Source organism: uncultured Hymenobacter sp. (assembly GCF_964242765.1).
Classification (GTDB): domain Bacteria; phylum Bacteroidota; class Bacteroidia; order Cytophagales; family Hymenobacteraceae; genus Hymenobacter.
The window spans coordinates 1-13,079 of record NZ_CAXTBM010000031.1 but is presented as its reverse complement, the minus strand read 5'-3'; the positions used below and the strand labels follow the sequence as shown (position 1 = coordinate 13,079).

General features: G+C 58.1%; 6 protein-coding genes. 2 read left to right on the top strand and 4 right to left on the bottom strand.

The genetic code is table 11. The features are described 5' to 3' along the window. Nucleotides 1-14: 14 nt before the first annotated feature. Together ACFE7X_RS14075 and ACFE7X_RS14070 are read right to left on the bottom strand one after the other, a co-directional pair. Nucleotides 15-1,049, bottom strand: coding sequence for a glycosyltransferase family 4 protein (locus ACFE7X_RS14075; protein ID WP_375436312.1), 1,035 nt, complete (start codon nucleotides 1,047-1,049; stop codon nucleotides 15-17). Nucleotides 1,050-1,926: 877 nt separating this feature from the next. Beyond that, on the bottom strand, nucleotides 1,927-4,146 hold the full coding sequence (locus tag ACFE7X_RS14070; protein ID WP_375436311.1) for a TonB-dependent receptor family protein: 2,220 nt from the start codon (nucleotides 4,144-4,146) through the stop codon (nucleotides 1,927-1,929). A gap of 383 nt (nucleotides 4,147-4,529) precedes the next feature. Here ACFE7X_RS14070 and ACFE7X_RS14065 point away from each other — a divergent pair, with 383 nt between their 5' ends. Continuing rightward, nucleotides 4,530-7,724 carry a carboxypeptidase regulatory-like domain-containing protein gene (locus ACFE7X_RS14065; protein WP_375436310.1) on the top strand — a complete coding sequence of 1,065 codons (3,195 nt, stop codon included), beginning with the start codon at nucleotides 4,530-4,532 and terminating at the stop codon, nucleotides 7,722-7,724. Between the two features lie 35 nt (nucleotides 7,725-7,759). After that, on the top strand, nucleotides 7,760-10,210 hold the full coding sequence (locus ACFE7X_RS14060) for a bifunctional YncE family protein/alkaline phosphatase family protein (RefSeq protein ID WP_375436309.1): 2,451 nt from the start codon (nucleotides 7,760-7,762) through the stop codon (nucleotides 10,208-10,210). A gap of 100 nt (nucleotides 10,211-10,310) precedes the next feature. On the opposite strand, the gene ACFE7X_RS14055 is transcribed toward ACFE7X_RS14060, so the two are convergent. Both ACFE7X_RS14055 and ACFE7X_RS14050 read right to left on the bottom strand, forming a co-directional pair. Continuing rightward, nucleotides 10,311-11,969 (bottom strand): FAD-binding dehydrogenase, encoded by a 1,659-nt coding sequence (locus tag ACFE7X_RS14055; protein ID WP_375436308.1) that lies wholly within the window; start codon nucleotides 11,967-11,969, stop codon nucleotides 10,311-10,313. 106 nt (nucleotides 11,970-12,075) lie between these two features. Continuing rightward, on the bottom strand, nucleotides 12,076-13,079 hold a 1,004-nt coding region (locus ACFE7X_RS14050), incomplete at its 5' end, for a TonB-dependent receptor domain-containing protein (RefSeq protein ID WP_375436307.1).

Genomic DNA, 13,079 nt, shown 5'->3' with positions numbered 1-13,079 from the left:
ACCAGCCCGCTCCGCTACCCGGCCGCCGTTGCCGCCGTTAGCACGCGCAGGTAGCGCGCCGACACGAGGGCGGGCTGATGCGCGGCTAAGTGCGCCGTTGCTGCCTGCCGCAACTTTTTCTCCCGGGCGGGATTGTGGAGAATTTCCCAGATCGTGTCCGCCAGCGCCTCGGCATTGCCGCGAGGGAAGACCAACCCGGCGGGTCCGGCCGCATCCGGCAGGCCATCACTGTCGGAGACAATGGGCAAGCACCCGCACGCCAGCCCTTCGAGGACAACATTGCCAAAGGCTTCCCCAAAGAGCGAGGGGACCACGACATAGCGGTAGCGGTTCAATTGCCGGGCCAAGGTTCGGCCCGGCGAAAAGCCCAGGAACTGGACGTGCTGGTGTACGTCCAAAGAAACGGCCAGTGCTTCTAAAGCGGCTCGTTCCGGCCCGTCGCCGATGAGCGTGAATGTTGGCTTGGGCGAACCCGGACGCTGCTCTTGTAGCCGCTTAAGCACCCGCTGGAAAGCCACGATGGCCAGGTTCGCGCCTTTCTGAGACACCAAGCGGCCCACGAACACAAACGCCTCGGTCCGGGCTATTTCGGGCCGGTGTTTGAACTCGCTGGCGCGGTAGGGATTGCCAATCACTGCGGCGGCGGGCCAGCACTTTTGGCGGACGGCTTCGCTGACTGAAATGACTGCCGTGGCCCGCTTCAGCCAGGCGTATTTCGCCCACGCCACGCTCGCGGTTCGGTCGAGCTCCGTATTGAGGGAAATGACGGAAGGACGGCCGAAAAATACGTTGGGCCAAGCCAAGCGCAAACAAGGATTATTCTCGAACACGATATCAGCCCAGGCATGGTGCTGAAAAAGTTGCCGGTTGCTCGGCTGGCGAATGACGGCAAAGGGAAAGGATACCGGGGTGGTTGAGGTGGACCACGTCAACACCCGCACCTGATGCCCGGCAGCGGAAAAAGCCCGCGCATAGATTTCGGAATTCACCTCAATTCCCCCGATGTCGGGAAAGAAATGATGTGATAATAACAGGATTTTTAAAGGCATTGCCGAGCGCGGTCAAGGAGCAGAAAACTAGTGGTAAGCAAAGCAGGCACGGGGCGAATATGCGTATTCGGTATTAAGCTCCTATTAAAACAAAGTATAGTACTACCCTTATGTCCTCGCTAGATGGCAGCTAGCATAAACAACAAAACCTCACGAATGAGGCCCACATAAGCTTCGACCAACAACTTGCCCGTCACCGGAAGCTGTAAAGCCACCAACCCAAAGGAAAGCACGCTTTCGAGCAGGTTGCCGGTGGTTCCTCCCCACACAGTTGCCTCGTTCCCATTCCTACGACGAGTGGCAGCCGTAGAATCCCTGCCACAACCCAGACTGCTTTTGCTTGACCTATCCTGGCACCACTCTGTAGCCGTCGCCAGCCCGGTTAGTTGCGCCCAAAATGGCAGTATTCAAGGCTTGCCTACAACCAGTGGGGGAGTGGCATGAAGTAGGCCAAAGGGTATGGAGGGTTGTGTTCGAGCACTTTTTCGAGTTCCTTAACCCCGGAATCGTTGTATTTTTGCCTAAATAGGGTGTTGTCAAACAATGGCAAAGAAAATAGACCCTCCGAGTTTGTGGTCAACGAGCTTAGCTGCTCATGATAAGGTGCTAACGCATCGTAAGAGCAGCGAATAATGCTCGGATTACACGTCCTGTAAGGCAACCGGAAGGGGCAAGCGAAAACGAACGGCTCCGCTTGCCTCGATTCCTACCTCTTCTCCTTCATATTGTCTAGCAACACGTTAAGCTAAAAGCATACCCTAGATTCGGAGGTGTTGTCTTCTTTGTTCGACAACACTCCAGTAAGATGCTTTGGCACCGGCCTTGTTTCCGGGATATAATTTTTTCAATACAGTAGAACTGCCGATACCTGAATGGCCTAAAGGGTTACATCCAGACCAACAGTGAGCAACTGGGGAGTGCCCACACGGATGCCTTGCGGCCGGCGCGAGGCGATGTAGCGTTCATTTGTAAGGTTTTTGCCCGCTACGCTCAAACTTACATGGTTGCCTGGCAGGCAATAAAGTACGGTCGCGTCAAGCAGCCCATAGCCTGGTAGACGACCCGTGCGGCCATGCGGAGCCGGGGCGCGAGTGTTGAGTTCGTCGGTGTATTGCGAGCCAGCATAGGTGCCGGTCAAGCGCAAATTCAGGCGGGGCAGAGGTTCGGTGCTCAGGCCGCCCGAGAGTAGCACATTCGGCGCGTAGGGTGTTTGGTTGCCTTTGATGTTGCGAGATTCGTTGTTTGGCGTGGTCGCAAAACGATCATCGGTGTACGTGGCCTTCACGTGAGTCGCTTTCATGTCCAACTCGACGGGCCAGGCTAAAGCCAGCAGTTGGGTGAAATCCAGCGTCAGGCTACCTTCCACGCCTAGATGGCGGGTATTACCTCCGTTGAGGAAACCGGCCCCTGCATTCCCCGATGATTGCGACACCGGAATGATTTGATTCGAGAAGTCCATTACGAAGCCGGTCACTTCGGTTTCCAAGCCAGGTAATGGCTGCGCTCGTGTACCCAATTCATAATTCCAACTCAGCTCGGCGTCCAGTTGCAGGGCTACGCCTGCGCCGGAAATAGCATCCTTGATGCGAGGGGGGGCAAAGCCGCGGTGCACCCCTGCAAAAACAGTGGCCCGCTCGTTGAGCGTGTAATTCAGACCTGCTCCCGGAATAAGGACCATAACGTTGCTTGTGGCTACCACCAGCGTGTCGCGGACCTGATTCGAACGGCCGTTCACGGTAAAGAGGCCCCGTCGAATGTCGCGCTCATAAGTAAACGACTCGCCCCGCAAACCTACCGTGGCCGACCATCGATTGGTGAGTTGCAGCTTGTTTTGCGCAAAGGCACTCCAAGCTAGGCCGGTTCGAGTTTCATAGTCGCGCTGGTCGCCACCCCGGGCAGCCGCCTTCTTCCCGACCACGTATTGTTCGTCGGCTCGCTCGTGGAGCACCCGTACGCCCGTAGCTAGCTCGCCGCTGCGGCTGCCCAAGGCGTACTTCACTGCCAGGCGTGGCTCCAGGCCCGCCACTTGAAACTGACGGTTGCGGTGCCCGTTGCTGTTTTGCATGTATACCGCGCCCTCAGGCACTTCTGGGTCGCCCCATACCACGCCCGTCTGGTTGGGTGCCGTGGGCGAGAGGGAAAAATCCTGGCGCTGCCAATTCCGCTGGGTGGTGTAGCCGAAAGCAGTAGTGGTGAGCTGTACTTGGTCGGAGAAGCGGATAGTGTGGCTCGCGCTTACCGAGTAGCGCCGGATGGGTAACTGATCATCGGGAGCCAAGGACTGGTAATCTTCGCCCCCCCGTTCGTATTGGGTTTGCGTAAGCCCCAAATACGTAGCGTTGCTGAATTCGTCGTAGGCGCCCAACTTCAACCGCAAGGCTTGGCGCTCGTCGAGCTTAATGGTGAGCTTGACCGTCAGATCGTGCAGGCGAAACCGTACCGGTCCTAGATTATCGGCGCGTTTGTGCAGGTAGCTCACCAGCAAGCCGGTATTGCCGAAGGTATTGCCGTAGCTGGCGAGGCCCGAGAAGTAACCGCGCCCGCCGCCCCGCACCCGTAGGGTGGTTTGTGTTTCGGTGGGCGCCTCAGCCGTAATGTAGTTGATAACGCCACCAATGGTTTGGGGACCATACTGGATCTGGCCGCTGCCCTTGAGCACTTCCACACCCGTCATCCGATCGATGACGGGCGTGTAATAGAGTTCTGGCTCGCCGTAGGGGGCCAGCGCCACGGGTACGCCATCTTCGAGGACCAATACGGTGCGCGAACGGTCGGGGTCGAGGCCGCGAATGCCGATGTTGGCCCGCAGGCCTATGCCTTCCTCATCAACCACGTTCAAACCCGGCACCCGGCGAAATACTTCGTTGCTGCTTACGGGGGCCAGCAAACGAATTTCCTTGGCTGACACCTTGCTAACCGACCCGGGAATGGATGTGAACAACTCGTTTTGTTGACCGCCCAGGATGGTGACTTCAGGAATACGAACCAAACGGGCCGAGTCGGTGGTAGTTGGGCGCTGCGCTAGAGCGATTGGCGTAACCAGTAGGCTGGCCGCTACAGCCAAGCAGCCGGAATAAAACGACGGTTGTGAATTCATCAGGAAAGAAAATAGCCAGCTCCGCACAAAACTAAAGTGCCCAAGACTTCTTTTCCTGTGATATGGTATGCTTAATATAAATATAACTTAACCTTATTTAACTGCGCGCCACTATCAGCATTGCTCGGTATTAATGAGAGCATGACTAGTGAAATATTTCCACTTGTCTTAGGGTTCTATGCCTTCAAATGTCATTTTATCGAGTTCTATTAATTTAAAAAAATCGAATAGTAATTAACATAAAACTAAATTCGATAATAAAATATTGTGGCGGCACTTATCTACTTATTGAAGTGATTTTGGTGATGATTTCATAATGCATCGGTGCTCTTCTCTTAATAGAGCGCCAATACTTTTGCGGCTGACATAAAAAAGTCCTGCAAATGATACTAAAAATACAGAAACTGATCAGTGTCTTCTCGCTTTTACTGTTCTGCCTTACGCGTACAGTGGTGTTGGCGCAGACTTCGCAAGCCGGCATTAGTGGCACCGTCACCGACGAGAACAAAGAGCCTATTCCGGGGGCTACCATTCAGGTGCGCAACGAGGCAACCGGATTTACCACCGCTACCGGCACCAGCCCCAAGGGCGAGTACACCTTCCGGCAACTGCCGTTGGGCGGACCGTACACCATTACGGTTTCGTTTATTGGGTACGGCACCCAAACCCGCAGCGGCTACACCCTGAATCTAAGTGACATCCTGCGGCTGGACGTGCAAATGCAAACGTCAGCCAACGTACTGGATGCCGTGGTGGTCAACGGGTCGAGCATGCAAAACGACATTCCCAACCTCGGCGCCTCCACGGCGGTTAACGCCCAAAATATCAGTAAACTGCCCGTTCTCGGCCGTAATTTCACGTCTTTGATCAACCTTTCCCCGTTAAGCCGGGGCGGCAGCATTTCCGGGCAACTGGCAACTTCCACCAACTACACCATTGATGGCATGACGGCCAAAAATGCCACGTTTGGCGGCACGGCGGGCACTGGGGCCCCGTATTCCATCTCCATTGAAGCGGTGCGGGAATTCAAGGTGGTGACCAATCAGTACGATGTTACGTACGGCCGGAGCGGCGGGGGCACCATCAACACGGCTACCAAAGCGGGTACCAACACCTTCAGCGGCAGTGCTTTCTCTTTCGTGCGGGCCGACCAGTTGTCTTCGCCCTACGATATTCGGGGCAACGAGCGCAACGTACCGTTCTCCACCTACCAATACGGCTTTTCGCTAGGCGGCCCCATCATCAAAGACAAGGCGCAGTTCTTTGTGGCCTACGACCACCAGCGCGACGCCAGGCCCTTGCAGATTGCCGATATCCAGGGGGCAGCGGACGAGCAACGGTTGAACGTTACGCAAACCACGCTAGACCGGTATTTAACTATTGCCCGTACTAATTATGGAGTGGCTAGTTCTCCGCAGTTTGGCTCGTTTGATAAAAAGGAAAACACCGACGCAATTTTTGCGCGATTAGATTTTCAAATCAACGACAAGAATTTGTTAACGATCAGCAATAATTATATCTACGACAAAAACAATCAAAATATCGGAGATAATACAGCCATTAGTTTATACGAAGTATACGGTACCAGCCGCAATAAAAGCAATAGTACGTTAGCTTCATTGCGCTCCACTATAAGCCCGCGCATTACCAATGAATTAAAGCTGCAACAATTATCGGCTTCGGTGGAAAGTATATCGGGCAGCCAGTTGCCGACGGGTTTTGCTACTATTCCGCGGGCCATTGTGGACCGGGTGCAGTCATCGGTTGCGGACCGCAATGTTTTCACTTCTATTCAGCTCGGCGGGCAGCGCTACGCTCCGGAATACTTTTTCAGTGACGTATCGCAGCTTACCAACAACCTTTACTACAACACCGACAAGATCAACTGCACTTTCGGGACGGATTTGATGTATTCCCGCCTGGATTCGAGGTACGGCAGCGAGGTGAACGGCCGCTTCTTTTATACCGGCCTCGACAACTTCGAAAAGCTGGCCCCGTACCGCTATGCCCGCGAAATCCCGCTGGTGGAGGATCCCAGCGTGCAGCAGCACTTCCTCAACGCCGGCCTCTACGCCCAGATGCAAACCAGTCTTGCGCCCGGCCTCGACGTAATGGCTGGCATCCGCGCCGACTACACCACCTACCTCGACAAGCCCAACTTCAACCAAGTGGTGTTCGAGGATTTGGGCTTGAAAACCGACCATGCCCTGAACACCTTCCAGCTTCAGCCCCGGGCCCAATTCACGTGGGACGTGGGAGAGCGGAAAAAAGACATCGTGCGCCTGGGGGGCGGCATTTTCGGGTCGGACATCCTCAACTATACCATGATCAACAACATGGTGTTCGACGGCACCAAGCTGGCCTCGGTGGACATCACTAACTCTGTGGCGCGGCCCAACCTGGTGCCGGTTCCCAACTTCCCCGGCTACCGCAACGACCCGTCCACGACGCCCGGCGCCGAGCTGTTCGACATACCCGGCGTGCAGCGCCTGTCCACCATCAACCTGAACCGGGAAGATGTGCGGATACCGGTGGTGTACAAAGCCAACTTCTCGTATAACCGTTTCCTGACCGAGCGTTTGCGGGTAGGAGTTAGCGCCTACATGAGCCTGGCCCGCAACAACTACATGTACACCGACGCCAACATGGTGGACCAGCCGTATTTCCGGCTGGCCAACGAAGACAACCGCGGGGTGTACGTGCCAGCCACTACCATCAGTACCGTTAACGGGGCCGCCGACTGGACCCTGGGCCGCAAAACCCAGCGGGTAGGCCGCGTGCTAGCCTTGAACAGCGACGGTAAGGTGAACCAGTATGCCCTTGTGCTGGACGGTACGTTTCGCTACTTCAAGGACGGTGAACTGTCGTTTAGCTACACCTACAACGACACGCAGGACAACACCTCCTACAACGGTAACGTGGCCAACACCGCGACCCTGGCTTTGCCGGTCCGGGATGATCCGCGCGACCTACGCAACATCACGGCTTCCGACAACCAGTTCCGCAGCAAAGTGGTGGTGTACGGCACCTTGCCTACCTTCTACGGCGTGAGCGTGGGACTGCGCTATTCCGGCATCGGGGGCACCCGCTACTCCCTGCTGGTGGGTGGCAACGTGAACGGCGACTTTGTGGCTTCCAACGACTTGGCCTACGTGTTCGACCCCAACGACCCGAGCGTGCCAGAAGCTGTGCGCACCGGCATCCAGGGCATCCTGGACAATCCGAATGCCAGTTCTAGCTTGAAAGACTACGTGCGCCGCAGCATCGGCAAAGTGGCGGAAAGAAACGGCGGCGTCAACGACTTCTATGGTCAGTTCGACATTCGGGTGGCCAAGCGCTTCAAGACCTTCGGCAACAAGCAGTACGTGGAGTTTTCCGGGGATTTGTTTAACGCCGCCAATTTCTTGAGCAAGAAAAACGGGGTGATTGAAACGCTGGGCAGCCAAAGTATTTACTCTATTGCCAGCTTCAACCAAACCACCAACACGTATAATTACAATGTGAACCCCAACACCGGCGTAGTGGCGCCCTCCGGCAATCCGTACCAGTTCCAGCTAGGCCTGCGCTACGGGTTCTAGGCTTGAAGTTGAAACTTGTAACCTGAAGCGCTTTTATGAGTAGTACCCGCCGCGTATGTCTTGGCTTGTTGCTAGTGGCCCAGGCCTTGGCCGCTAGTGCCCAGCAGCCCACCAACAACCCCAAAGCCAGCCAGATTTTGCTGCCCAACGGCTGGTCGCTGACGCCGGCCGGCACTTCTTTGGCCCTAGGCGACTTGCCTCTGAACATGCAGCTGTCCCGCTCGGGGCAGCTGCTGGCCGTTACCAACAACGGGCAAAGCAAGCAAAGTATTCAGCTTATCGACCCCAAAGCCGGCACCTTGCTCGACGAGCAAACGATCAAGAAATCCTGGTACGGGCTGCAATTCAGCGCCGACGGCAAAAAGCTGTACGCTTCGGGTGGCAACGACAACCTTGTCGTCGCCTACTCCATCGTCAACCGGAAGCTAGCTTCCGCCGACACGCTGCGCCTGGGGCAAGCCTGGCCGAAAGAGAAAATCAGCCCCACGGGTATTGCCCTCGACGACGCCCGGCAGCTGCTCTACACCGTCACCAAGGAAGACAACTCGCTCTACATAATTGACTTAAAAACCAAAGCGACCATTAAGAAGGTGGCGCTCGGGCACGAGGCGTACAGCTGCGTGCTGGCACCCGACCGCCGGACGCTGTATATCTCGCTGTGGGGCGGCGACAAAATTGTCCTCTATGACACGCAAAGCGGGCAGCTAACCGGGGAAATAGCCACCGAGAGCCACCCCAACGAAATCATCCTGACTGGCAACGGCAAAATCTTGTTTGTGGCCAATGCCAACGACAACTCGGTATCGGTGATTGACACCAAAACCCGGAAAGTGCTGGAAGTAATGGCAACGGCCATGTACCCCACCAAGCTCACGGGCTCGACCACCAACGCGTTGGCACTTTCGCCCGACGAGAAAACCTTGTACATTGCCAACGCCGACAACAACTGCCTGGCCGTGTTCAATGTAGCGGTGCCCGGCAAAAGCTCGTCCAAGGGCTTTATTCCCACGGGCTGGTACCCAACCAACGTGAAAACGCTCGGCAAGAAAGTGCTGGTAGCCAACGGCAAAGGGTTTTCCTCGCTAGCCAACCCGGCCGGGCCGCAGCCAGTAAAGAAAACCGATAACAGCGGCTCGCACACCGGCGTGGCCGGCGCGCCGGAAGTGCAGTACATCGGTGGCCTGTTCAAGGGCATGCTCTCGTTTATCGACCAGCCAAAGGATGACCAGCTGAAAGCGTACTCGGCGCAGGTATACGCCAACTCGCCGTTCACCAAGCAGCTCGAAGAGCAGGCCAAAGGCGAGGCGGGCAACCCGGTGCCACGACGTGTCGGCGAGAAGTCGCCCATCAAGTACGTGTTCTATATTATCAAGGAAAACCGTACCTACGACCAAGTGCTAGGCGACATGAAAGAAGGCAACGGCGATACCACGCTGTGCCTTTTTCCCGAGAAAGTTACGCCCAATCACCACGCGCTGGCTCGCGAGTTTGTGTTGCTCGACAACTTCTACGTGAATGCCGAAGTCAGCGCCGACGGCCACAACTGGAGCATGGCCGCCTACGCCACCGACTACACCGAGAAAACCTGGCCCACCTCCTACGGCGGCCGCGGCGGCACCTACGACTACGAAGGCAGCCGCAAAATTGCCTACCCTCGCGACGGCTACATTTGGGACTACTGCCAGCGCGCCGGTTTAAGCTACCGCAGCTACGGCGAGTTTGCTGGCGACGGCAAAGCCACGCTCAAGTCGCTGGAAGGCCACATTGCCCTAAAGTCGCCGGGCTTCGACATGGACATTAAGGATGTGGAGCGGACGCGCATCTGGCAGCAAGACTTCGACTCGCTGCTAGCGCTAGGCGCTGTGCCGCGCTTCAACACCATTCGGCTCGGCAACGACCACACCAGTGGGCAGCGCAAAGGCAAGTTCACGCCCACCGCCGCTGTAGCCGACAACGATCTGGCGCTGGGGCAGTTCGTGGAGCACCTCACCAAAAGCAGCATCTGGAAAGAGTCGGTGATTTTTGTGCTGGAAGACGATGCCCAGAACGGGCCCGACCACGTAGACGCGCACCGCTCACCGGCCTTCGTCATTAGTCCCTACACCCGGCGCGGCGCCGTCGACCACACCATGTATTCCACCTCGGGCGTGCTACGGACTATGGAGTTGATTTTGGGCTTGCCACCCATGAGCCAGTACGATGCCGCCGCCTTGCCGCTCTACAACTGTTTCCAGGCCACGCCCAACCTGGCGCCCTACCAGGTGAAAGCCGCCCGCGTAAATCTGGAAGCCCGCAACACTGCCTGGAACAAAAGCGCCGAGCGCTCCGAGCATTTCAACTTCGCCTCCGAAGACGCCGCCCCCGATCTGGATTTAACCGAGGTAGTGTGGAAAGCCATCAAAGGCGAGAATTCCGTGGTGCCGGCGCCCCGCCGCGGCGCCTTCCTAAAGCTGGAACAAAGGCGCCGCGACGACGATGACGACTGAGCTAGAAATTGCCTAATGCAGAGCCTGCTAGCATCTGGCCTTGGATTGGGCTAGGTGACGCACCTAAGAAGGGAGGCCCCGCGGCTACTTAATGGGCTGTTCACAGCGTTTCTTGGCCCGCGGCCCGGCCCGCCACGCGCCCCGAGAAAAGGCACCCGCCCAGGAACGTGCCTTCCAGAGCCCGGTACCCGTGCATGCCGCCGCCCCCAAAGCCCGCCACCTCTCCCGCTGCGTACAGGCCCGGCACGGGTTGCCCTTCCGGGCCCAGCACCCGGCCCGAAAGGTCGGTTTCCAGTCCGCCCAGCGTTTTGCGGGTGAGTATGTGCATCCGAACCGCAATCAGGGGGCCATATATTGGGTCGAGTAGCTTGTGGGGTTTGGCCGTCCGAATCAGCTTGTCGCCTATGTAGCCGCGGGCCCCGCGAATGGCCGTTATCTGGCCGTCCTTGCTGATGGGGTTGTCGAGCTGTTGGTCGCGGGCGCGTACTTCCCGCTCTAGCGCCTCAAGGTTGATGAGGGGTTCAGCCGTTAAGGTATTCATGCCTTGCACCAACTCGGCTAGGGTGTTGCGCACCACGAAATCCGCGCCGTGCTGCTTGAACGCCTCTACCGGAGCGGTTGCTTTTTTACCAAAGGCCCGGCCCAAACTTTGGCGCCAGCTTTTGTTGGTCCAGTCCGGGTTTTGCTCGGAGCCGGAAAGGGCAAATTCGTGGCGGATAATTTTCTGCGTCAAGACAAACCAGCTGTAGTCGTAGCCGGTCTGCCGCAAGTGCTGCAAGGTGCCCAGCGAATCGAAACCGGGGTACAATGGGCCGGGCAGGCGGTTGCCACACGCATCCAGCCACAGCGAAGACGGGCCTGGCAAAACGCGAATGCCGTGCTGGGGCCAGATGGAATTCCAGTTTTCCAGGCCCTCGGGATAGTGCCACATTCGGTCTTGGTTGATGAGGTGCCCCCCCGCCGCGGCACTGATGCCCAGCATCAACCCATCGACGTGGTCGGGCACGCCCGAGAGCAGGCGCTCGGGTGGCGTGCCCATGCGGGCGGGCCAGTGTTGGCGCACCAGCGCGTGGTTGCCCCCCATGCCCCCGGCCGTTACGATGACGGCTTGGGCCCGCAGCGTGAAGTCGCCCACGGCGCGCCGGGAGCTTTTTGCGCCGCGGGGCACCGAACTGGGCTCCAGAATCTGGCCCTGGACGCCGTCCACAACGCCGTTGGTAACGGTCAGCTCCGTCACGCGGTGGCGAAACTTCAAGGTGACAAGGCCGCGCTGCACTGCTTCGCGGACGCGCTGCGCAAACGGGGCCATCACGCCGGGCCCCGTGCCCCAGGTCAGGTGGAACCGGGGCACCGAGTTGCCGGGCCCCAGGGCCCCATAGCCGCCGCGCTCGGCCCACCCCACAATGGGGAAGAACCGTAACCCCATCCGGTGCAGCCACGCGCGTTTCTCACCGGCCGCAAACGCCACGTACGCCTCGGCCCAGCGGCGGGGCCAGGCGTCTTCGGGCCGGTCGAAGGCAGCCGTGCTCAGCCAGTCCTGGAGCGCCAACTCGTAGGAATCCCGAATACCGAGGCGCTGCTGCTCGGGCGTGTCAACCAAGAACAGCCCGCCCAACGACCAGAAGGCCTGCCCACCCAAACTTTGCTCGGGTTCCTGATCCAGCAGCAGCACCCGTTTGCCGGCATCCGCCAGTTCTGCTGCCGCCACCAAGCCGGCCAGCCCCGCACCAATAATGAGAACGTCTGCTTCCGTAGGCATAGAGTTGCTTGCTAAGATGTTATGGCCATTGGCTGCCCTTTCTGGGCCTTGCTGGTGGTCACGCGGAGCAGAACCAAGAGCTGACCCCTGCTGGGTAAAAAAGTAACTATTTTACCTCGAACAGCAGGCCCACATACACCAGCCGGCCGTAGCTCGGGGAGCCATACACCTGGTAGTTAGTTGAGTTAAATAAGTTGGTGCCACCGGCCTGAAAGGTAGTATGCAGGCCGGGTATGGTGTAGCCCAACTGGGCATCCACTACCTGCGCCCGGGGCAGCGTGCCGGTGGCGAAGGTGGATTCGTAGAGGAAGCGCTCCACCCAGCGGTAGTTGAGCGTGTAGCTTAGTTTGCGCTCCAGTGCTTGGCCGCTGGCCCCGAGGTTGAATTTGTGCTTGGGGGTGTTGAAAAACGACTGCGTACCAGGCTTGAAATTAGTGGTCAGCAGCTCGTTGTAGCTGTAGTTGCCGCTCAAAATAAAGCTCGGCGAGAAGGTGTAGTTCAAGGTCAGGCCGGCGCCGTTGGTGCGCACCTGCTGGTCGACGTTGGCGGCAATCTGGATAACCCGGGTCGGGTTGGCGGGGCTCTGGAAGCGGCTGAGGGCGGCAGCGGCAATCTGCAGGGCCGTAGGCCGGCTACCGTCCACGTTGCTAATGGAATTCTGGATAGCAATAAAGTCGTTGTAGACACTGTAGAAGTAGTCCACGTCCAGAAACAGCTGCGGGGTGAGTTGGGCGCGGTAGCCCACTTCGGCGCTATTCACTTGCTCTAGCTTCAGCGGGTCGGCCTGGTACTCGTAGGTGGCGAGGTCGGCGGCCCGGGTTGGGGCCAGAATACCGGGCAACTGAGTGGCTAGCGTAGTGGTGTACCCCCGATACCCGTTCTCCACGTTGCCCAGCAGGATGGCCCGGCCCACATCGAGGCGGATGTACTGGTTGTCTTGCGCGGGCGCCCGCAGGGCGCGGCTGAAACTGGCGCGCAGGTTGTGCTGCTTGTCGGGGCCCGCCGAATACACCGCCGAAACACGAGGGGAGAAGGCCGTGCCGAAGTTCTTGAACCGGTCGACGCGGGCAGCCGCGGCCAGTTGCAGGCGCTCGTTCACCAAGCCCTTAC